Source organism: Lysinibacillus sp. (assembly GCF_032093475.1).
Taxonomy (GTDB): domain Bacteria; phylum Bacillota; class Bacilli; order Bacillales_A; family Planococcaceae; genus Lysinibacillus; species Lysinibacillus irui.
Map to the genome: position 1 here is coordinate 1 of NZ_DAMDAY010000045.1, position 21,813 is coordinate 21,813.

The following is a 21,813-nucleotide window of genomic DNA, read 5'->3' on the forward strand; positions in this document are numbered from 1 at the left end:
TATCTAACGAAAGTATTATTAGCTGATTTTGATGGTAGATGTTCTACTGAAATCTTAGTGTTGAAAGTACTAGAAAAAGTAGTGCTCAGTCAGTATTTAAAATATCTGCTACTTTCACCGAATTTTATCGATGAAGTAAATTCTTCAACATATGGCTCTAAAATGCCTAGAGCGAATTGGAATTTTATCGGAAATATTTTCTTGCCTCTACCTCCTTTAAATGAACAGAAGGAAATTATTGGAGAAATAATGGAAGTGGAAAAAAGATATTTTATTTTAACACGTAAATTAAATGAACAAATCGAAAAACTAAAAGAATACCGCCAATCCCTAATCTATGAAGCAGTAACAGGAAAAATTGATGTACGTGATATGGAACTTGATTAAATGAGGTGAGTTGTGATGGCGATGGATACTTCGGAAAAAGGGTTTGAAACGAATATTGAGGCAGAGTTGATTGCACATGGCTATAAAAAACGTGTGCTTGAAGGTGATGCAAGTGCCGTTTTTAAGCAGCATGCCATTGACGTAGAGGAACTGTTTGCTTTCTTAGAAGATACACAAGAAAAACGTATGCGTACGCTAGAGAAGTCATATGGTCCTTCTTATAAAGAAGAAGTGCTAAAACGCATTAAAGACCAGCTCCATAAGCAAGGCTTAGTCGAGTGCTTGCGTAAAGGCGTTAAAGATCGTGGTGTGACGTTACAGCTTGCGTATAATAAGCCACCAACGGATATGAATAAGACATTAAATGAGCAGTACGGAAAGAACCGTTTTAATGTCGCTCGCCAAGTGTATTACAGTGACAAACATAACAACAGCTTAGATATGGTGCTATTTTTAAACGGCTTGCCACTTGTAGTGATGGAGCTGAAAAATCCATTAACGAATCAAACAGTAGAACATGCGATGAAGCAATTAAAAACAGATCGTGACCCACGTGAGCAACTGTTTAAGTTTAATGAACGTGTCGCTGTTTATTTTGCTGTTGATACAGATGAAGTATTTATGACGACAAAGCTAGATAAAGGGAAAACATATTTCCTACCATTTAACAAAGGAAATAACGGTGGCAAGGGGAATCCGATTGCTTATGGTGATACGTACCGTACACATTATTTATGGGAAGATATTTTAACACCTGATAGCTTACTCGACATTTTATACCGTTTCATCTTTATTAAGAAAGATGAGATTAAAGATTCGAATGGTGAAACTATCGGGGAGCGCCAAATGCTCATTTTCCCTCGTTTCCACCAACTAGATGTTGTTCGTAAATTAGAAGCTGACGTATCGAACAAGCTCGTTGGACATAACTATTTAATTCAGCATTCTGCGGGGTCGGGCAAAACGAACTCGATTTCGTGGCTTGCACACCGTTTAGCGAAGCTACATGACGAGGACAATGAATCAATCTTTAGTAGTGTTATTGTTATTACAGACCGTCGTGTATTAGACAAGCAGCTACAAGATGCCGTGTATCAGTTAGAGCATCGAGCAGGTATGGTAGCGCCGATTGATAAAGATTCAGAGCAATTAGCACGTGCAATTAATAATGGCACTCGTATTATTATTACAACGCTGCAAAAGTTCCCGTTCATTTTAGAAAAGGTCGCTGGCTTAGAACGTAAAAAGTATGCGGTTATTATTGACGAAGCACATTCATCACAAGGTGGGAAAGCATCTACGGCATTAACGAATGTATTATCTGATAAGACGTTAGAAGCAGCATATGAGGAAGATCGTATTGCAGAAGAAAACTTAGATGATGTAGACGAAAAAATTGTTGAAGCGATTATGAAAAGTGGGAAGCAAGATAACGTATCATTCTTTGCATTTACGGCGACACCAAAAGCAAAAACGTTAGAGAAGTTCGGTACGATGGGCATTGATGGCAAGCCAACAGCATTCCACCAATATACGATGCGTCAAGCAATTGAGGAAGGCTTTATTTTAGATGTGCTTGAAAATTATACAACGTATAAAACGTTCTGGAAGATTGCAAAGACGGTTGATGACGATCCTGAAGTATCACAAAAGCAAGCAACGAAAAAGCTCGCACAGTACGTGTCATTGCACCCACATAGTATCGCACAGAAGACGGAAATCATTATTGAACATTATCGTAACTTCGTGAAACGTAAAATCGGCGGTCGTGCAAAAGCAATGGTCGTAACAGCAAGTCGTTTACATGCAGTACGCTATAAAATTGCTTTTGATAAGTATATTAATGATATGGGCTATGATGATTTAAAAACGGTCGTGGCATTCTCAGGTACGGTGAAAGATGGCGAACTAAACTATACAGAACCTGATATGAATAAGTTCTCTGAAAAGGAGCTACCTGAAAAATTCAATTCAGATGAATACAAGGTACTTCTTGTTGCAGAGAAATATCAAACTGGTTTTGATGAGCCATTATTACACACAATGTATGTAGACAAGCCACTAAGCGGTATTAAAGCGGTACAAACATTATCTCGTTTAAACCGTACTTGCCCAGGCAAAGAGGATACATTCGTACTCGATTTCATTAACGACCCTGAAGATATTAAAGAGTCGTTCCAACCGTACTACGAATCAACAAGCCTTTCTGAAATTACGGACCCGAACATTTTATATGATATGCAGGCCGAGATTGAACCATATCAAGTATTTACAGAAGAGGAAGTGCTACGTGTAAATGAGCTTGAAGTAGAAGGTGGCGCAAAGAAATCAACGAAAGCACAGACGGAATTAAATGCTTTACTTGATCAAGGTGTAGAGCGTTATAACAAGCTATCTGATGAAGAAAAACTGGCGTTTAAACAAGTAGCAACAAAGTTTTCTCGTACGTATGGATTCGTGCTACAAGTCGTGACATTCATTGATTTAGACCTACACAAGCTGTACATTTATTTAACGTACTTATTACGCAAGCTACCACGTGATAAAAAGGACAAAGATGTTTATTTAGCAGATGATGTAGCACTTGAATACTATCGCAACCAGAAAGTATTTGAAGGCAGCATCGAGCTAGAGAAAACAGGTGGCGTTGAACTCGACCCACAAAAGCATGGTGCTGGTGGCGTAGCAGAAGATGAAAAAGTACGCTTATCTACAATTTTAGAGAAGCTAAATGATCGCTTCGGCACACAATTCACTGAAACAGACTTCTTATCACGTGAGCAAGTGAAAGAGGACATGCTAAACAGCGATGATATTCGTCAAAAGGCCAAGAATAACACAAAAGAAAACTTCAAATTCGCTTTCGAAAAAACATTCATGGATTTCGTTATCGACCGTATGAGCAGTAATCAAGAATTCTTTATGAAGATACTGGAGAATGATGAGTTTAAATCATATATCATGGAAGATATGATGCATGAGGTTTATGGGGAAGTGAATCAGTAAATTTAAAGACAGATTTCAATTTATTCTTTGAAATCTGTCTTTTTATATCTCAACAGAAAATAACATTGTTTTATATGGTAAAATAATACATATAAACTCGGTTATTTTTCTCGTAAATATTACTTTATAATGGAGGGGTTATATTTGAAAAGTGAATTTATGTCGTTTGATTATGAGCAACAACTTTATGAGAAAGGACTAAACCCATTATTTGGTGAGTATCGTCAGACTTTTAACATTCGACCTATACCCTATGGTAATAGAAATAAAGAGCAATTTAAGGCTTCTGTGCAAGAGTATTTTAAAGATATTCACTATTATTTTTATGATGAAGTTAAAGTTGAAATTGACCTGTATTTAAATGAACAACGTAGATATGAAACTCCTGATTCTGGCGATTTAGATAACTATGCAAAGTTGATTTGTGATGCTTTAAAAGGAAAGAACGGTATTTTAATAGACGATATACAAATACAAAGGCTGAACATAAGTTGGATTGACACAATGAAAAATGAGCACTTTGAAGTACGTATCTTTTCACATCCTGATTCATTTATTTTGAAGGACATTGAGTTTTATGAGATGCCTAATGGATTGTACTATCCTATTAGTGATAAATTGTGGACTGTTGATGGAGTTAGAGATGTTACAGCAGATGAAAAAGGTGCCATTCAAAAAATCTTATTTGAAGTTTTAAAAGGTGTTCGTAAGAAGAGGCATATTTTGCATCAAAAAGGTAAACAAGGTACTGAAGCTTATTACGAGTATATGAAGGCTCATCTAGTATTGAGAGGGTATAATAAAAATCGGCTGTTAGAGAATGGATTTAAATTGTGCGCTATTAAGATGTAAAAGGTGACGAGTTTTTTACTATCGATTGTACATATATGGGAGGGTGTAAATGGCAACTTATCTGAATCAAATAATAAACAAATACCATATCGCTGGAGATATTGATTTTATAACTCATTACAATGTAATAAGCCCATTAGAATCTGAAATAAAAGAATGGGCAGGATATAACTTAAATAAAATCTTTCTTTCTGGCTCTAGAGCAAAGGGGACAGCAATAAACCTATCATCAGATTTCGATTTGTTCATTTCTCTTAATTCTTCCTGTAGTAATACATTGAAAGAGATATACCTTTCTTTGTATGATTACATGTTACAAAAAGGTTATAATGTAAGAAAACAGAATGTATCGTTAGGAATAGAATTTAAGGGGCATTCAATTGATTTGGTTCCGTCAAAGAAACATTTAGGTCACACTAATTATCATAGCTTATATAAGAATAAAACAGATACATGGACACAGACTAATGTAGAGCAACATATCAGGTTAATTAAAGAATCGGGACGTATTAATGAAATAATTCTCCTTAAGATATGGCGTAGACTTCATGATTTAGATTTTCCATCCATGTATTTAGAACTTTTTGTTATTAATAAATTGAAATATCGTTCTACTCAGAATATAGAGAATAATTTTTGGTATTTACTAGGTGAATTATCTGCTAATTTTAAGTCTCTTCAAATAATAGATCCATCAAATACTAACAATGTAATTTCTAATGATTTAACCGAGTCTGAAAAAAATAAAATTAGTTTAAAAGCGAAAGAATCTCGTACAAAAAAATCTTGGTCGGATATTGTTTGGTGACTAAAGGGACGTGTTTTGATATGGAGAATATTAATGTAAAAGAACTTTTTTATAACTTACAGCTTCAAATGCAGCAAACTTTAAAGACTAATAGAATGTTTATTCCGCATTCTGGGTCTAAAGGCGATTCTTTAGAGCATAATTGGATTACAATGTTACGTGATTATTTACCACAAAGATATAGTATTGATTCGGCATTTGTTATAGATTGTGATAATAATTTAAGTGAGCAAATTGATGTAGTTATATACGATAGGCAATACTCGCCTTTTGTTTTTAATCAAAATGAGGTTAAATATATACCTGCTGAAAGTGTCTATGCTATTTTTGAAGTAAAACAGGAAATGACAAAAGAATATTTGCAATATGCTGCTGAGAAAGCTGAAAGTGTAAGAAAATTAAATAGAACTTCAGCTCCTATATACCATGCTGGTGGATGTTTCCCACCTAAACCGCTAAATAGAATTTTAGCAGGTATATTAACGTATGAAACTTCATGGAAAGATGGATTAGGAGGGGCATTTATTAAAAATTTAGGTGCTTTAGAAAATCAACAAAAACTGGATATTGGGTGTGCTTTAAGTTATGGATCCTTTGTTAATAATGATGAATTAATTATCAGTACTCAAAATGAAAGTTTGATTTTTTTCTTTTTAAACTTATTAATGGAACTGCAAAAACTAGGAACAATACCTGCTATGGATATTTTAAAGTATGCAGAGGCACTTGAGTCGATTAAATAGATGAGGGATTTGATGATTACTTATAAGGGCAAAATTGAAATTACGAGTTATTTTTCTGATGATATGCAACGGAGATATTTTTTGAAAAGAAAATATTTATCGAACAGAAAGACTTTAAAAATGAATGAAGGTAAATTATGCTTCATATTAATAAACCCATCTTATGCTGATGAATTATTGTTTGATAAATCTAATATGATAGCATCGAACATTGGAATTAAAGAGGGATATAATGAAGTAGTAATTTTAAACATGTATTCATTAATAACTAAAGATAAAAAAAGTTTAATAAAAAAATTAGATATTGCTTCAGATGCGTTGAATGATCAGACTATACTAAGAGAATGTAAATCAGCAGACAAAATAATTTTAGCTTGGGGTATAGATGTTCAATTTAAGGAAAGGAAAAATAAAATTTTATCTTTACTTAAAAAACAAGCAATGCAAAATAAACTATATAGTATTGAATATGTTAGTAAAAAAAAGAAAGTATATAATCCAGCTCATTTAAGTAGGTATTTGAGTGATAATCCATATAATTTTAAGATTAAACCTTATACTTTGGATTAACGTAGTTAAACCCGTAGCTAACACTTTTAAAAAGGTGCTAGAATCCCTTGTAAACACTGCTATTACGGCATTTAACGGCAGTGCTCCTAAAAGCCCCGCCGTCTCCATACGGTGAGTAATATTGTAGCGGTAAAGAAGGATAAGGAATCATCATCTGAAATGTGTGTGGATACAGATATTTTAAATACATTTGGCTATGAATCATTTACTAAGTTTTTACTGAAATTAAGGTTAAGCGGTACGCTAATATAGTAAAAAGGTTTACATCAGCAAAATAAGGTATATTATATATATTTGTTGAATAAGATTTCTTTAAAGGTAGGAAAAGTAGGTGAACCTAAGTGGGGAAATATCAATTGGATACTAAAGGTAAGGTGGCTGTGGCAAAGTATCATGAAAAACACAAGCCAGCCAAATTTGATAAAAAGCAGCAACTTGAGAAAATACGAGCGGAGTATTTGAAAAAGAAGCAAGAACAAACAGATCAATAATTTGAATGAAAACATAGGAAGACTAAAATCTCCCTATGTTTTTCTTTAACATAAAATTGCGGTAGATTTTATTATTCTCCTAAATTGCAGATTCGATGACAGACAACTTATTATCAGATATCCATTCCTCTTAACATTTCTTGTACCTTACCACCCTAGAATTTTTATTTGTTCATACTCCGTGCATTTGTTGTCATAGGGAAGAAACTCTTTTTTGAAAAACAAATGAAATCGTTGAAAATTTGCGAGAATTTATCCATCTCATTTTCATTTTTGTTTCGAACGCTTTTATGACAAAGGCGAAAATGTCATCGATTCTATCAAGAGCTTTTGAATTAAGTGGTCTTTCTTCAGTTCAACTTAAGCTGATTTTGGCCTCTCAAAGTGTTTATTGTGGAGCATAATGCAACAATCTCAAAAAGTACTATTCGCGGGATTCAGCCTAAGAAGATGGGAATGTCATCACTGTAATGGTATAAGGGTGTGCTAAAAAGTCTAGAAACTTTTAGCACACCCTTTTGTATTTAATTGAACAGATGAAAAATGAAGGAGTATTATACCCTCCGTATTTTTCTATCCATCATTTAAAAATATAGTATAGTTATTGTAAAAACCTAAATGATCGAGGGGACTGGAAGAAATGAACTTACTAGAAGTTGGAGTAAAAATAAAGCAGATGCGGAAGAAAAATAAAATGTCTCAGGATGATTTAGCTTCGCAGATTAATTTAACGAAAAGTCATATTTCAAAAATAGAAAATGGTAAAGCGACACCGAGTCTGGTGACATTGTCCAAGATTGCGGAAATATTTGATGTACCAATGGCTTGGTTTGTTATCCAGGATCAATTTGATGGCATTTCGATTGTTTCGAAAAAAGAACGCAATGAGACTGTAGAAACGAATGAACTTGGCTATCAATATGAGCTGTTAGCGAATAAGAGTTATATGAGCAATATCAATCCTTCTATTGTTACTGTACATAATGGGGCGGAAAATTTAGCTCCTTATACACACGATAATGATGAATTTATTTATGTCATTTCGGGTAGTATCGTCTTGAAATACGATCATAAATTTTACAATTTAGAAGAAGGGGACTCTGCGTATTTTTCTGGGAAAAAGGAGCATATCTTTATTAACAATTCTGCTGAAAACTCAAAGGTATTAACAATTTATGTTGAGGATTAAATCATTCCTTTAAACGTAAATATTATCGAAAATGCAATTTTCTTGTTTACAATACTATTCAGACAATTTACAATTGGTGTAATGTTATTCAACTAAGTTGAATTATATTACACTTTTTTAATTTTGGAGGTATGGGGATGACTTCACGTATTAAGGGATTTTATTTACTTTCAGTAGAAGAGCGAATTAAGTTAATCGCTGAAAAATCAAATTTAACCAACGAGGAAGTTGAAGCTTTAAAAAGTGGAATTTCATTAGAGCTTGCTGATGCAATGGTTGAAAATGTTATTGGACATATTTCAGTGCCTCTAGGGGTAGCGGCCAACTTTAAGGTGAATGGTAAAGAGGTATTTATTCCGATGGCTACGGAAGAGCCTTCAGTAATCGCTGCGGCTAGTAATGCGGCTCGGGCAGCATATGAGTTAGGTGGTATTTTTACTTCCAACTCGGGAACAGTTATGCGAGGACAGATTCAGGTATTAAATATTGAGGACCCTCATGCAGCAAGGGCGAAAATTTTTGAACATAAAAATGAGATCATCGAGCATTGTAATGAAAAGGATCCAACGTTAGTCAAGTTAGGCGGTGGAGTGAAGGATATAGAAGTGCACTTAATCGACACAGCAAAAGAAACAATGGTTGTTGTGCATTTAATCGTAGATACGAAGGATGCAATGGGGGCAAACGCTGTCAATACGATGGCGGAATCTGTGTCACCATTAATTGAACGGATTACAAATGGACGAGTTGTGCTACGGATTATTTCCAATTTAGCAGATAAGCGTATTGTCCGTGCGCGTGGAGAATTCTCGACAGAAATGCTCGGAGGTTTAGAAATTGCCAAAAATATTGTAAGTGCTTACGAATTTGCAGATGCTGATCCGTATCGGGCTGCCACACATAATAAAGGGGTTATGAATGGTATTACTGCTGCAGTATTAGCATCGGGTAATGATACACGTGCTGTTGAGGCTGGTGCTCATGCCTATGCTGCTCGTTCTGGTAGATATCGCTCTTTAACGACGTGGGAGCTAAATAAAGCAGGCAATCTTGTTGGGACGTTGGAATTGCCATTAGCTGTTGGTATTGTAGGAGGGGCTACAAAGACTCACCCTGTTGCAAAAGCAGCGCTAAAAATTATGGATGTGCAATCTGCAGAGGAGCTAGCCAGCTACATTGCCGCAGTAGGATTAGTAGAAAATCTAGCAAGCTTACGCGCACTTTCAGCAGAGGGTATTCAATCTGGCCATATGCGTCTGCATGCGAAAAACTTGGCTGTAATGGCTGGGGCAACAGGCGATATTATTGATCGTGTTGTGCAGCAGGCGGTAGAAGAGAAGGATTTCCGTTATGATCGTGTTTTAGAGATTACAAACTCTCTGCGAGGTGAATAATACATGGCGAATACTCCATACAATGAGCAAAAAAAGGTAGAGGAAAAGAAGTTTATTGAAATTTTAGGAGACACGGTTTCTGGCAATCAATTAATTATTTCAATTATTTTAAGCGTTGCTGCAAGCTTTTTAGGCTATCAGTTTGGCCAGTGGGTTTTTCCGAAGTTTGCAGACCCTCAAATGATTAACTCTTATTCACTGTTAACAGGAATCACGGGAATTCTGATTGTAGTTGCTATTAATACGATTCTTTTTAAACCAAAGCGTATTTTAGTAGAGGATGAAGCATCTAGTCATTCTTTAAAGGAAGCATTTGAGGATTTACAAATTGATATAGACGAGGAAATACGTTTAATCGAGGAAGATCCAGTGACAAAAAAAGAGCTTGAGGATTTTGGTATTCTTTCTAGCTTACAAGGCTTGAAAGGAGCGGATAAAAAATGAGTATTTATTTAATAGCTCTTTTATTTGCACTTCTTGGTGCAGCTATCTTTACTATAATTGGACTTATTTCGGGTACAGATGAAACAGCAATTATGGTACCAATTACATTGTTAGTTATTTTGCTAGGAGCGCCTCCTGAAGGGGTATTCGCCTTTTTCATGGCGGGGGTGTTAGCAAAGCACTTAACACATGCTGTACCAACTGCGTTATTAGGTATTCCTGGGGATACAACAGCTGTACCGTTAATCGACCATGCCAATACATTACGCCGTTTAGGGATGCCGCACGTCGCACTACGTAAAATGATTTCCGGCGGCGTCATCGGTGCATTTATCGCCCTACCAACAGCTGTACTTTTAGGTCAGTTTTTAGGTCAATTCGCCGATTTTTTTAAATCTTCATCAGGCATTATTTTTACACTTGCCGCTATTTTAATCGCATTCTTTTCAAAGGGAAAATGGGCAAGTATTTTAATTATTATTCCATTTGCATTTTTCATAAAAGCTTTAGATAGCGTTAGCTTTGCGATGCTTGATAAACATTTAAGTATTACATTCTTTTTAGGAATTGCGATTGGACCGATGTTTTGTAATATTTTAATGGCGGCTTCTTCTGTTGCTAAAAATGATCTAGCTCGCAGTAAGCCAAATCAATACAATCTTGCTCCCGAAACGAAGTCTTGGAAAGGCTATTTCCCGAATCCATTTAAAATTTTATCGAAAAGGCAGACCATTTTTACGAGCATTACAACGTTTCTTTCCTCCCTTACATTTGTTTTTAGTCCTGTAGGGATGACGTCATTGATGGGAGAAATTGTAGGCTCTCGTACAAAAGGTGCCTATAAAAAATCAACAACGAGTCTTACTGTCATGAATGGTGTAACGGAATCGACTTATATTGCTGAAGCGATTATTCCATTAATTGCATTCGGTATTCCGTTAAGCCCAGTAGCACTTGGACCAGCATCACCATTGTTTAATGCACCCCCAATTTTTACAGTAGATCCAGTAAACAACTTACACACATTAATGTCTTCTTGGGACTTTTTTATTTTTGGGTTAATTGGTATAAGTGTAGCTGCTTTAATTGCCTATCCATTTGCGATGAATTATGCACGTAAAGCGTCTGTATTAGTATTAAAATATATCAGCCAGGAAGCAATTGTAGCGATGTTCATAGGTTTAGCGTTCTTGCTTGCTTATAACGAGGCACAATTATTAGGAGTAGTTTTAACGTTTACAGTCGCAACTGTTGGTGGTTTATTAAATCGTATTTTAGGTGTAGGGGCCGGTGTGCAATTCATGGTATTCTACGCATCAAGCTGGATTATGCTACAGCTGTTCGGCATTTAATTAAAGGAAGTGTATCTTGATGAACTTACCAAAAGCAGTGGAGATTAGAGAAGTAGGTCCGCGTGACGGCTTACAAAATGAGAAAATTTTTATTCCAACTGATTTGAAGGTGCAATGGATTAACTTAATAAGTGAAACAGGTGTCCGCCATATCGAAGTATCCTCTTTTGTTAGTCCCAAGTGGATACCGGCTTTAGCCGATCATCATGAAGTATTCGAGCAAATCACACGTCATGAAAACATAACGTATACAGCTCTTGTGCCTAATTTGAAAGGGATAGAAGGAGCCATCCAACAAAAAGTTGATGAAATTGCTTTATTTATTTCTGCTTCTGAAGAGCATAATCAAAGTAATGTAAACGCTTCAATCAACCAATCTTTGCAGAACTTAAAAGCTGTAGCTGAAGTAGCAAATCGTGAAGGTATATCGTTAAGAGGTTATATTTCAACTGTATTTGGCAGTCCGTTTGGTGATGAAGTAAAGCTTCAAACCGTGAAGGAAATCATTGATGCCTATCTAGCAATGGGCGTTTCTGAAATTTCACTCGGCGATACAATTGGGGTAGCGGATCCTGTACAAGTAAAGGCTATTTTATCAGAGTTACTCACTCAATACGATAGTGATTTGTTTGCCCTTCATTTTCATGATACGTATGGCCGTGCTTTAGCAAATATATTTGCAGCACTTGAGCTGGGCATTACAAAATACGACAGTGCTATTGGAGGTTTAGGAGGGTGCCCCTATGCCCCTGGTGCAAGCGGCAATGTGGCAACGAATGATTTAGTGAATTTCCTGCACCGTTTAGGCGTGCAAACGAATATTGATGAAGAAAAATTGTTTACCGCTACACGATTTTTACAGCAGGCAATGAATAGACAGCTTGATAGTAAAGTGTATAAAGTGCAAAGTAATTAAGAAAAAGGATATGGGGAGGGACCTTCTCCCCTATAGATAGAGTCAAAATCAGAACTGCACACCAATTGTTAGACACACTCTACTAATTGGTGATGCAGTTTTTTCTACGGAGGAAAAGTTGGAAGCTGTTAAATCAATCGTTCGTTAGGGTAATAAAATCCAATATGAAGGCGTAGAAGCATATTTGAACCAATTTACACTACCTTTGAATTCTATGAAGGAACCTATTAAACATGGTCAATATACTTCAAACACTTGGCAAGCAGCTGGGTACGATTGGTTACTTGAAACTTTCTATAGAGGTTTTGAAGGTGTTTTTTGATGGTATTTTCGCTGACGAATAATTGTTGGGCGATTTCTCCGTTTTTTAAGCCTTTGAAAACAAAATTCAACACGTCACGTTCTCGTTCTGTCATTTCAAATAGGATAGAGGGCTGTGAATAGTGATGTAGGGAGTACATGTTTTCGATATTTCTTTTCAAATATACTAGCTTTAACATATCTTTTTCATTAAATAGCTTCTCGCCCAATTTTCTTAAAAAGCCGATAACTGCTACGGGTTTATTGTCTACCTTTAAATACATAGCCATTTCATCTTCATAGCAATTTTCTTTTAAAAAGACTTCTTTATAGTGTGTTTGTTTTTGTGGGCACATAATTTCATTCTTGGTCATTAGGTGAATGGAATGCTGTGAATTTATATTTTGAGGGTGTAATGGATCAAGGTGTTTATAGCTTTGTAAGTAATCATTAATCGTATGACCTTCTATATTAAAAAGCACTGGGGCACTTAATTCGTTATTTGATAGTTCCCAAAAAAGCATATGGTGATAGTCGAGATGCTGACTTAACGTTTGCAACAGTTCTCTTTTAAAGCCTTCATTACTTTGTTTAACATTCATATTTGAAATATGATAGCTAGCTTTAAGAATGTTTTCTACATCATTTTCGTAAAACATGAAAACACCTCGTTTCTCTCTTATGCTTTTATATTCTACTTTGAGGAGAATTATCCTTTCGGGTAATGTTAAATACTTAGAATATTCAGTACATTATAGTTGTAAGATTACTACTATACGAGGTGATGATATGAATTTACAAGAGTATGCATCATATGATGGCTTGGGGTTAGCCGAACTAGTTAAATCAAAGAAAGTAACACCACAGGAGCTAAAAAAGCTAGCGTTAGAAGGGATAAAGAAAGTAAACCCATCCATTAATGCGGTAGTTAGTGTGTTAGAAGAGCAGGCTGATAAAGCCATTGAGAAGGTTGATGAAAACGCTCCGTTTTCAGGGGTTCCGTTTTTAATTAAAGAGCTTGTGTTACATGCAGAGGGTGTCCCGCATAGTATGGGGAGTCGTATAGGGGAAAATACAGTTATGCCTGTTGATAGTGAATTAATGGCGCGCTTTAGAAAGGCTGGTTTGATTTTAGCAGGTACTACGACTACACCTGAGTTTGGCTATAATGCAGCTACTGAAGCAGTTATTTATGGTGCAACGCGTAATCCGTGGAATTTACAGCATAGTCCAGGTGGTTCAAGTGGTGGGTCGGCAGCAGCTGTTGCGAGTGGTATTGTACCAATTGCCCATGCGAATGATGGTGGTGGTTCTATTCGTATTCCCGCTTCCTGTAGTGGGTTAGTTGGATTAAAGCCTACACGAGGAAGAGTTCCAGCTGGTCCATTCAATAGCGAGCCTTTAAATGGTATTGCAATCGAGTTCGCTGTGACTCGTACAATTCGCGATACAGCAGTACTACTGGATCAAGTAGCGGGTCCTGATTTAGGAAGCTACTCCAAATTAGAAGTAACACATGCACCGTACGGACAGCTAATCCATGAAAAAGTATGCCCTTTAAAAATTGCCTGGACAACAGAAACAAATTCCGGAGCATTTGTAGATCCTGAATGCATAGAGGCTGTTCATAAAACTGTTCAAGTGTTAAAGGACCTGGGACACGAAGTAGTTGAAGCTCGTCCGAAATATGAGCAAGCGTCATTTACAAAGGCGACGGTTGCTATTTGGACAGCGAATATTTATCAAATGATTCAGGGTGCAGCAGCGGGGACGGGTAAAGCAGTTTCTCCCGAAAATATTGAAGCAGCCATTTGGAAATGCTATGAATATGGTGGTCAGTTAAAGGCGGCTGATTTATTAGAAGCTATTCATACAAATGCAGTTGTTTCACGTCAAGTAGCGGGCTTCTTTGAAGACTACGACATCTTATTGACCCCAACAATCGGCACTCTCCCTGCGAAAATTGGTGAATTAAATGCCAATAATCCTAGCATTTCAGCTGTTGAATGGACAGAGCAAATTTTTACGTATGCGCCATTTACAAACTTATTCAATGCTACAGGTCAGCCTTCCTTATCATTGCCATTAGCCGAAAGTAAATCAGGCCTACCAATTGGTCTACAATTTACAAGTAAATTTGCAGATGAACTGACGCTATTACAGCTAGGTAGACAATTAGAGGAAGCAATGCCTTGGAAAGATCGTAAACCGGCAGTACATGTCAGTGAACAGCCTCAGCCCGCCGTATAATATAGGGATAAACGCACCTAGTATCGATTAGGTGCGTTTTATTCTTGAAAAAGCTGGTCTTCCTTACAATCAAAATTACATATATATAAAATAAAAGCTAATAGGAGTAGTGATTATTGGGCAAACAACATCATAGGTACAGGTGGATTGTGTTTGTTGCTGTATTGTTTACCTATTTGTTAATGGCAAGTCAACGAACTGCTCCAGGGTTAATTACAGACCAATTGATGAGGGATTTTAGTGTAACAGCCTCCACTATCGGGCTATTAACGAGTATCCAATTTTTTGTGTATACAAGTTTGCAGATTCCTATGGGGATTTTAGCGGATCGCTTTGGACCGAATTTTTTTCTCATCTTTGGTGCTACACTTACAGGATTAGGGACAATTCTTTATAGCTTAGGTACACATGAGTTTGTGCTGTTTTTTTCTAGAATGTTAACAGGGGTAGGGGACGCGACCATATGGGTGAATATGGTGCTAATTTTGGCACAATGGTTTCATAAAAAGGAGTTTGTTCGCTTAATCGGCTTTGCAGGTATGACTGGGAGTTTAGGTTTTTTATTGGCGACAGTTCCTTTTGCTACATTGATTCTTTTATTTGGTTGGCGTATCACATTTTTTTCAACGGGCTTATTATTATTGTTATGTGGTGGGCTTCTTTATTTTGTGCTTGTGAAAAATACCAAACGTACCATTCCAGAGAAACCAGCAGTGATCACTGAGGAAGTACCTCGTGAAAAAACTTCTATATTAATAAGAAGAATATTTTCAAGTAGGCAAGCATGGGCCTTATTTTTTTGTCATTTTGGAGTTGTTGGAGGTTATGTTGGTTTTATTAGTTCGTGGGCAGTACCGTACGGCATTGACATGTATGAAATGACACGTTCAGAGGCTAGTCAGCTAATTATGATTGGCCTAATCGGGGCGCTGATAGGAGCTCCTTTAATGAGTTGGGTTGCCGGCTGGCTAGGAACAATTAAAAGACCCTATATCGCTATTCAAATGACCGTTTTATTGAGTTGGTTTTCCTTTCTTATAGTAAAAGGGCATCCGTCATTTTGGGTGCTCATCGTACTGTTCTTTATTATTGGCTTTGGCTATGGCGCCAGTGCCTTAACCTTTGCGGCAGTTCGTCAAACGTTCCCTATTACTGAATCTGGTATCGTTTCTGGGTTTGCTAATACAGGGGGCTTTCTAAGTGCAGCATTGCTACCGATTATTTTTGGCTATGTGTTGAATTATTTTCAATCGACTTCAGGATATTTAGGAGATGGGTACTACTATGGATTTATCACCCCAGTTGTATTTTCCTCCATTGGCTTGATGGGAGTACTGTTATTTAAAGAAAAATTTGTGAGAACAGGTAATTAAAACAATATCAATACTAAAATAGGGCATACGAATTTGAGGAAAGACCTGTAATATAGGTCATTCCTTTTTTATATACTTTGTAAATCATACTTGGGCTATTTTAATATTCCTGGTATAATTTAACTGTATTGTTGATTCAAAATATATGGGGATTTGTAACATATTTATTATTTAGGATTTTGAAATAATTAGAAATTGTGCTTATATTAAAAGGTGATATTTTTTATTCATTTTAAACAAATGAGTTTTTAGTAAATTAATTATACATATTGAGTATAGCGAAAAGGAGTTATTAACAGTGATAAAAGTTAAACATTTTACTATCGGAATTGGATTGCTATTAATATTATCAGCATGTAGTGATGAAAAAACTGTAAAAGAAAATAATGAAAGCAAAATTGAGGCGGAAATTTTAACATTAGAAACACTTCTGAAAGAAAAAAAGTATGAGGACCTTTTAATTAAAATGGAAACAATCGATTTATCAGAATCAGAAACTGATAAAGTAAGAGCAGTGGGTACTAAATTTGTAGATCAATTAATCCAAGAAAAAAATTTTGAATTCTTAGATTCGAAATATAACAGAATGAGAATCAACTTAAATCGTGATGATTGGACTAAAATTATAAAGTTTATAGAACAAGAAAAAGAGTTACGATTAGATGAAATGGAACAAGCAGTTAGAAATAATGACTTCCAAAAAGTACAAGAATTGTACGATAATACAAAAGGGCTAGAAGATAATGCAGATTTTTCAGCGATGTATAATTATGCTCAATATTTACAAACTGATCAGAATTCCTATGAGGCATCGGGAGCTTTAGCACTAGCTGTTGACCCTGATTATCATGGAAGAATGAGAGAGGAAATAGTAGCAGGAATTACAAATACTTCATATGCCAGTCCATTAACATTTGGACCAATATCTCTAGACGATTGGAATTGGATAGAAAGAGAATACAGAAAAAATTTATTTAATATGGAAAGAATATCTAATGCAGAAAAAGAAAGAAAAGAAAAAATTGAAAGCGCTAGAGGCAATAATCCTTCGCTTGGAATGACCTACGAGGAAGTATTAGCATCACTTTGGGGCGAACCTTATGATGTGAATAGAACTGTAACAGAATATGGAACTTATGAACAATGGGTGTATGGAAATGGACAATACCTTTATTTTGAAGATGGAATATTAACAAGTTTCCAAGATTAACCAATTCTTTCTAGGTCTAAAAATTTTTACAGATAGTTTAGTGTCACTACTCCATATTATCTGAATGTATTAGGGAACATCTGGATCTTAGATGTTCCCTTTTATTTCTTTTCCTGCATTATCATAAAGTGACATTATCTTGCTAGAAGTTAGTCGAGAGGTTACTAAATATAAAAATGCTATGCTAACTAGTAGAATTTACGATCTACCCCGTATAAACACTCTCACAAGTTCCTGGTGCGGGCTCGTAGAAACAATGGTTCTTAAATTGACCAGTAAACGGTTGGCCGTACCATGTTGGGGGACATGGCGCATATGGATTGAAGTACCAAAGTGCGTATTTTGCTGGATGATCTCGCCAGTAGTCTAGGTTCTGTTTCGCCAATCTTTTTTCGGATTCTCTTGCTCTTTGATAAAACATATTACCTTTTTGAACAGCTTCAAACGAAAAGTTTCCTCCTTGTACCTGGTAAATCACTTGCTCGATAGTTCTGACATCGTTAAAATCTAAACAAGTTGCTACTGCGCGATTTACAATGACATTGCCAACGTATAACATGCCTTGTTTTCCTTCACCCTCAGCCTCAGCTCTCATCATCCTAGCCATTAAAGCAACGTCTGCATCGCGATATTTTACTCTTGGCATTTTTACACCTCCACCTTATAGTATGAAAAAGAACTAGGCTAGTTTCACTTTATCTGTAAAATCATTTGTTTGGCATACTGACAAAATATAAAAACACGCTATCTAAGCTGTGGGCTAAACAGCAAGATGGCGTGTTTCAATTTAAAAATTCCTTCTGAAATAGGGTGTTTTTTTTAGCACTACACAAACAGGGATGGCAATAATTAAACCAACGATGTTTTGAATGACGTCTCCTGGAATGGATGCCAATGGTGCAACCCAGCTATTAAACATAATGGCCTGCCCAATATAGTACACAGCAATCATCACAGGCATTGATACTACTGCACCTAAAATGTTGAATCCAATATTGTCGCCTTTATGACCTTTTGACCAAGCAATTTTACCAACGATGAAGCCCTGTAATGCACGAGAAATAATAGTAGTAGGTGCCCAAATTAACCAGCCCCCTACGATATCGAATAAGCCCATTCCAATTGCTCCAGCAAGAGCTCCTTTTTTAGGCCCAAATAAAATGGCAGAAATAAAAAGCATGGATGTCCCTAAGTGAATAAGCCCACCTTGACCAAACGGTAGCTTTAGATTGATAAACATTGTAGCAACGAAAACAAGTGCTGCTAAAATCGCTGTAATAACTAAATCAAATGTTTTGGTGCGTGATTTTGTATAGGATGATGGCCTTTGTATATTTTGCATTTGTCTCTTCCTCACTATGATGAATATTTTGATGATTTTTACTTTAACAAAGGACTGACTGTTGTGAAAGTGTCAATTTTATAAAAAAATTAGGGGTCAGATTGAGGTTATTTTCGCATTCTTCTAATTATGATACGATGAGATGAGTATAAGCAGGATTAGTAAGGTGGAATGTATGATGAAAAAAGTTGCTGTCATTCAGGATATGTCTTCCTTTGGGAAATGCTCATTAACAGCTGCGATGCCAGTGCTATCTGTGATGGGTGTGCAAGCCGTGCCGCTACCAACAGCTATTTTAACGGCGCAAACTGGGTATTCGACCTTTTATTGTGAAGATTTAACGTCAAAGATGGATTTCTTCGTAGACGAATGGAGCAAGCTAGGGGCTACCTTTGACGGTATTCACACGGGCTTTGTCACAGGAAAGGAGCAAATAGATAATATCTTTCGATTTTTAGACGTGTTTCACTCCGATAAAACGACATTGCTTGTTGATCCAGTAATGGGCGATCATGGCGAAGTCTATAAAATGTTCACAGGAGAATTACTTGATCGGATGAAAGAATTAGTGAAGTGTGCGGACATTATTACCCCTAATGTTACGGAATGCTGCTTGCTTACGGGCTTGCCATATGAAAAGCTACTGAGCTATCAAAACGATTTAGACTATATTCATGCCTTAGAAGAAGCAGGTCAACATCTACAGCAGGAAACTGGAGCCAATGTCATTATTACTGGCTTGAACCCACCAGTAGCAGATGCGGACAAGCGTTATGTTGGGAATATGTATGTCGATGCGAAGCGGTCTTTTCATAGTATTCGCAACTACAACGGTCAAAGCTATTCAGGCACAGGGGATCTATTCGCATCCATCATAATGGGTGGCATGATGCGTGGGCAAGATTTAGTGGAGTCCATGAAGCTAGCGGAGACATTTTTAGCCGCTGCCATTGAAGCAACATCGAAGGAGCAAGTTCCACCCGAGGCAGGCGTGCATTTTGAACAGTTTTTACGAATGCTCCTTTAGCGATTGTAGTCATTTGATCGTACATTAATGACATCGGAAAGTAATAGTAGTGTATCTTTTGTATAATAAAGGCATAGAGAAAGTGGAAGTTGGTGTATTATGAAGAATCGTAGTCAGATAAAGCAAGACCGTGCTCATGAAACACGCAAGACATTAATTGAGGCGGGGAAAAAGGTTTTTTTTGAACTGGGCTTTCAGAAAGCAACAATGAAGCAAATTATTAAAGAAGCTGGTGTAGGCCATGGCACAGCATACGTTTATTTTTCTAATAAGGATGCCCTGTTAATAGAAATAATTGATTCGCTTCTTGAAAAAATGTACAGTATTGCGAAGCTAAGTTTTGTTCCAAAATCAAAGGAAGAGGCGAGGGAGCAAATTACATATCAGGTAAAAGCGTTCAATAAACAAGGTATTGAAAATGAGAAATTGATGAGGCTAGTGCAAGAGGCGATTGGTGTGTCAGAGGAAATTCGTCACAAATGGTCTCTTGTCCAGCAACATTTTATTGATCATATTGAGAAGGATATTTTATATGTACAACATAATAATATTGCCTTACCTCATTTAAATGCTAAAGATGTAGCGAATATGTGGTATCACATAAATGAGAACTTCCTTTGGCGTTGCTTGCAAGATAAAAATGTTTCGATCGAGGAAAACGTAGAATTAATTGTACACTTTTATATTAAAGGCCTCTATACAGATTAACCTCCCTTGTTGGAGGTTTTTCTGTTTAATGTGATGAAAATTAGATTTTAAACTTAAAAATTCTTCTTTTAAAAATATTGACACTGTGTCACTTTTTGATAAGATGAGTATAAGATGGTTAATAGATTGCAATGCTACCATCATTTTAAAAGTGAGGTGTTTATAATGGAATTTAATCCTACAAGAGAATACGCAGCTTTTTTAGACAAAAATGATGATTTAAAAGAATTTAGAGAACAGTTTTATCTTCAACCAGGCACAATTTATTTTGATGGGAATTCATTAGGACTGTTATCAAAGAGAGCAGAGGCTAGCTTGTTGAAGCTTTTGGATTCTTGGAAGCAGCATGGCATTGATGGATGGACACAAGGGGAGCATCCTTGGTTCTTTTTATCAGAGCAGGTAGGTGCTCAGCTTTCAAAGATCGTAGGTGCGAAACCAGAGGAAGTCATTGCAACTGGCTCTACTACTGTTAACTTGCATCAAATGATTGCAACGTTTTATAAGCCAACAGGCAAGAAAACAAAAATTGTTATTGACGAATTAAACTTTCCAACAGATTTATATGCTGTACAAAGCCAGCTAGGTTTACACTACGAAAATATCGAGGAGCATATTCAATATATACGTAGTCAGGACGGGCACTATTATACGCATGAGGATATTGTTGCAGCAATGACAGAAGATGTAGCTTTGATTGTACTACCTGGCGTGTTATATAGAAGCGGTCAAATTCTAGATATGAAAGCGTTAACAAAAGAGGCGCATCAACGTGGTATTTTAATAGGCTTTGATCTTTGCCACTCAGTTGGTTCTGTAGAGCATTCCCTTCATGATTGGGATGTAGACTTTGCCTTCTGGTGTAACTATAAACATCTAAATGGAGGACCTGGTGCAGTTGCTGGGTTGTTTGTACATGAGAAGCATTTTGGTACAAAGCCTGGATTGGCAGGCTGGTTCAGTTCCGATAAAGCGAAGCAATTTGATATGGAAACAAGCCTTATACAGGCCCAAAATGTAAGTGCCTACCAAATGGGGACACCACATTTATTAAGCCTAGCACCACTACTAGGTGCACTGGAACTTTTTAATGAAGCAGGAATTACACGCATTCGTGAGAAATCCATGCAGCTAACAGAGTATTTTATTCAACTATACAATTATTATATAGGTAATTACGACTTTACATTAAATTGCCCAGTGAACAATGACTTGCGCGGTGGTCATGTCTATCTTACACATTCAGATTCAGCTCGTATTTGTAAGGCATTGAAGGCAAAGGGAGTTGTTCCTGATTTTAGAGCACCAAATGGCATTCGTATTGCACCTGTGGCACTGTACAACTCATTTGAGGAAGTTTATGAAGTTGTGCAAATTTTAAAGACCATTATGGATGAAAAGTTGTATGAGCAATTCAAAAACGAACGTGAAATTGTAGCATAACAAAAAAG

21 protein-coding genes are annotated in these 21,813 nt (G+C 36.4%); 18 read left to right on the forward strand and 3 right to left on the reverse strand.

The annotated features are described in order from the left end of the window. The 12 genes from RT445_RS11320 to RT445_RS11375 all read left to right on the forward strand — a co-directional run. The coding region (locus RT445_RS11320; RefSeq protein ID WP_313470609.1) for a restriction endonuclease subunit S at positions 1-387 on the forward strand (387 nt) is incomplete at its 5' end. A 15-nt stretch (positions 388-402) separates the two neighbouring features. Continuing rightward, positions 403-3,393 (forward strand): type I restriction endonuclease subunit R, encoded by a 2,991-nt coding sequence (locus RT445_RS11325; protein ID WP_313470610.1) that lies wholly within the window; start codon positions 403-405, stop codon positions 3,391-3,393. Positions 3,394-3,537: 144 nt separating this feature from the next. Next, positions 3,538-4,245 (forward strand): RusA family crossover junction endodeoxyribonuclease, encoded by a 708-nt coding sequence (locus RT445_RS11330; protein ID WP_313470611.1) that lies wholly within the window; start codon positions 3,538-3,540, stop codon positions 4,243-4,245. 49 nt (positions 4,246-4,294) lie between these two features. Further along, on the forward strand, positions 4,295-5,053 hold the full coding sequence (locus RT445_RS11335; RefSeq protein WP_313470612.1) for a nucleotidyltransferase domain-containing protein: 759 nt from the start codon (positions 4,295-4,297) through the stop codon (positions 5,051-5,053). A gap of 20 nt (positions 5,054-5,073) precedes the next feature. After that, positions 5,074-5,796: a DUF6602 domain-containing protein gene (locus tag RT445_RS11340; RefSeq protein WP_313470614.1), complete on the forward strand. Its 723-nt coding sequence runs from the start codon at positions 5,074-5,076 to the stop codon at positions 5,794-5,796. Between the two features lie 12 nt (positions 5,797-5,808). Then, entirely contained in the window at positions 5,809-6,366 is a 558-nt protein-coding gene (locus RT445_RS11345; protein ID WP_313470615.1) for a DUF1643 domain-containing protein, read from the forward strand. A gap of 341 nt (positions 6,367-6,707) precedes the next feature. After that, on the forward strand, positions 6,708-6,857 hold the full coding sequence (locus RT445_RS11350) for a hypothetical protein (RefSeq protein ID WP_012292280.1): 150 nt from the start codon (positions 6,708-6,710) through the stop codon (positions 6,855-6,857). A 640-nt stretch (positions 6,858-7,497) separates the two neighbouring features. Continuing rightward, positions 7,498-8,046, forward strand: a complete 549-nt coding sequence (locus RT445_RS11355; RefSeq protein ID WP_205445365.1) for a helix-turn-helix domain-containing protein — start codon at positions 7,498-7,500, stop codon at positions 8,044-8,046. A gap of 137 nt (positions 8,047-8,183) precedes the next feature. After that, positions 8,184-9,440: a hydroxymethylglutaryl-CoA reductase, degradative gene (locus RT445_RS11360; RefSeq protein ID WP_312505930.1), complete on the forward strand. Its 1,257-nt coding sequence runs from the start codon at positions 8,184-8,186 to the stop codon at positions 9,438-9,440. Positions 9,441-9,443: 3 nt separating this feature from the next. Continuing rightward, on the forward strand, positions 9,444-9,884 hold the full coding sequence (locus tag RT445_RS11365) for a hypothetical protein (RefSeq protein WP_274794332.1): 441 nt from the start codon (positions 9,444-9,446) through the stop codon (positions 9,882-9,884). After that, entirely contained in the window at positions 9,881-11,236 is a 1,356-nt protein-coding gene (locus tag RT445_RS11370) for a tripartite tricarboxylate transporter permease (RefSeq protein ID WP_016995237.1), read from the forward strand. Before RT445_RS11365 ends, RT445_RS11370 begins: the two co-directional genes overlap by 4 nt. Positions 11,237-11,255: 19 nt before the next feature. Further along, positions 11,256-12,152: a hydroxymethylglutaryl-CoA lyase gene (locus RT445_RS11375; protein WP_312505928.1), complete on the forward strand. Its 897-nt coding sequence runs from the start codon at positions 11,256-11,258 to the stop codon at positions 12,150-12,152. Between the two features lie 227 nt (positions 12,153-12,379). Here the strand turns inward: RT445_RS11375 and RT445_RS11380 are convergent, their stop codons facing one another. Further along, positions 12,380-13,111, reverse strand: a complete 732-nt coding sequence (locus tag RT445_RS11380; RefSeq protein WP_312505927.1) for a response regulator transcription factor — start codon at positions 13,109-13,111, stop codon at positions 12,380-12,382. A 130-nt stretch (positions 13,112-13,241) separates the two neighbouring features. Between RT445_RS11380 and RT445_RS11385 the strand changes: the two genes are divergently transcribed. The 3 genes from RT445_RS11385 to RT445_RS11395 all read left to right on the forward strand — a co-directional run bounded on the left by RT445_RS11385 (position 13,242) and on the right by RT445_RS11395 (position 17,285). Then, positions 13,242-14,702 (forward strand): amidase, encoded by a 1,461-nt coding sequence (locus tag RT445_RS11385; protein WP_312505926.1) that lies wholly within the window; start codon positions 13,242-13,244, stop codon positions 14,700-14,702. A gap of 116 nt (positions 14,703-14,818) precedes the next feature. Next, the gene (locus RT445_RS11390) at positions 14,819-16,075 is read left to right on the forward strand and encodes an MFS transporter (RefSeq protein WP_312505924.1); all 1,257 of its coding nucleotides are present in this window, start codon (positions 14,819-14,821) and stop codon (positions 16,073-16,075) included. Between the two features lie 298 nt (positions 16,076-16,373). After that, a complete protein-coding gene (locus tag RT445_RS11395) occupies positions 16,374-17,285 on the forward strand; it encodes a hypothetical protein (RefSeq protein WP_312505922.1) in 912 nt (303 codons plus the stop codon). Positions 17,286-17,490: 205 nt separating this feature from the next. Here the strand turns inward: RT445_RS11395 and RT445_RS11400 are convergent, their stop codons facing one another. Next, positions 17,491-17,931 carry a cell wall hydrolase gene (locus tag RT445_RS11400; protein WP_274794326.1) on the reverse strand — a complete coding sequence of 147 codons (441 nt, stop codon included), beginning with the start codon at positions 17,929-17,931 and terminating at the stop codon, positions 17,491-17,493. Between the two features lie 141 nt (positions 17,932-18,072). Beyond that, on the reverse strand, positions 18,073-18,627 hold the full coding sequence (locus tag RT445_RS11405; RefSeq protein ID WP_312505920.1) for an ECF transporter S component: 555 nt from the start codon (positions 18,625-18,627) through the stop codon (positions 18,073-18,075). A gap of 178 nt (positions 18,628-18,805) precedes the next feature. Here RT445_RS11405 and RT445_RS11410 point away from each other — a divergent pair, with 178 nt between their 5' ends. The 3 genes from RT445_RS11410 to kynU all read left to right on the forward strand — a co-directional run bounded on the left by RT445_RS11410 (position 18,806) and on the right by kynU (position 21,805). Further along, complete coding sequence (locus RT445_RS11410) at positions 18,806-19,654, forward strand: pyridoxamine kinase (protein WP_312506055.1); 849 nt, start codon at positions 18,806-18,808, stop codon at positions 19,652-19,654. 99 nt (positions 19,655-19,753) lie between these two features. Then, complete coding sequence (locus RT445_RS11415) at positions 19,754-20,362, forward strand: TetR/AcrR family transcriptional regulator (RefSeq protein ID WP_274794324.1); 609 nt, start codon at positions 19,754-19,756, stop codon at positions 20,360-20,362. A gap of 156 nt (positions 20,363-20,518) precedes the next feature. Further along, positions 20,519-21,805 (forward strand): kynureninase, encoded by a 1,287-nt coding sequence (gene kynU / locus RT445_RS11420; RefSeq protein WP_312506053.1) that lies wholly within the window; start codon positions 20,519-20,521, stop codon positions 21,803-21,805. Positions 21,806-21,813: the final 8 nt, after the last annotated feature.

Excerpts from the sequence above, each read along its gene's own strand:
- RT445_RS11400 (WP_274794326.1), bottom strand. The coding sequence starts at position 17,931 with ATGCCAAGAGTAAAATATCGCGATGCAGACGTTGCTTTAATGGCTAGG.
- RT445_RS11370 (WP_016995237.1), top strand. The coding sequence starts at position 9,881 with ATGAGTATTTATTTAATAGCTCTTTTATTTGCACTTCTTGGTGCAGCT.
- RT445_RS11385 (WP_312505926.1), top strand. The coding sequence starts at position 13,242 with ATGAATTTACAAGAGTATGCATCATATGATGGCTTGGGGTTAGCCGAA.
- RT445_RS11340 (WP_313470614.1), top strand. The coding sequence starts at position 5,074 with ATGGAGAATATTAATGTAAAAGAACTTTTTTATAACTTACAGCTTCAA.
- RT445_RS11375 (WP_312505928.1), top strand. The coding sequence starts at position 11,256 with ATGAACTTACCAAAAGCAGTGGAGATTAGAGAAGTAGGTCCGCGTGAC.
- RT445_RS11380 (WP_312505927.1), bottom strand. The coding sequence starts at position 13,111 with ATGTTTTACGAAAATGATGTAGAAAACATTCTTAAAGCTAGCTATCAT.
- RT445_RS11345 (WP_313470615.1), top strand. The coding sequence starts at position 5,809 with ATGATTACTTATAAGGGCAAAATTGAAATTACGAGTTATTTTTCTGAT.
- RT445_RS11405 (WP_312505920.1), bottom strand. The coding sequence starts at position 18,627 with ATGCAAAATATACAAAGGCCATCATCCTATACAAAATCACGCACCAAA.
- RT445_RS11410 (WP_312506055.1), top strand. The coding sequence starts at position 18,806 with ATGAAAAAAGTTGCTGTCATTCAGGATATGTCTTCCTTTGGGAAATGC.
- RT445_RS11325 (WP_313470610.1), top strand. The coding sequence starts at position 403 with ATGGCGATGGATACTTCGGAAAAAGGGTTTGAAACGAATATTGAGGCA.
- RT445_RS11365 (WP_274794332.1), top strand. The coding sequence starts at position 9,444 with ATGGCGAATACTCCATACAATGAGCAAAAAAAGGTAGAGGAAAAGAAG.
- RT445_RS11355 (WP_205445365.1), top strand. The coding sequence starts at position 7,498 with ATGAACTTACTAGAAGTTGGAGTAAAAATAAAGCAGATGCGGAAGAAA.
- RT445_RS11335 (WP_313470612.1), top strand. The coding sequence starts at position 4,295 with ATGGCAACTTATCTGAATCAAATAATAAACAAATACCATATCGCTGGA.
- RT445_RS11415 (WP_274794324.1), top strand. The coding sequence starts at position 19,754 with ATGAAGAATCGTAGTCAGATAAAGCAAGACCGTGCTCATGAAACACGC.
- RT445_RS11360 (WP_312505930.1), top strand. The coding sequence starts at position 8,184 with ATGACTTCACGTATTAAGGGATTTTATTTACTTTCAGTAGAAGAGCGA.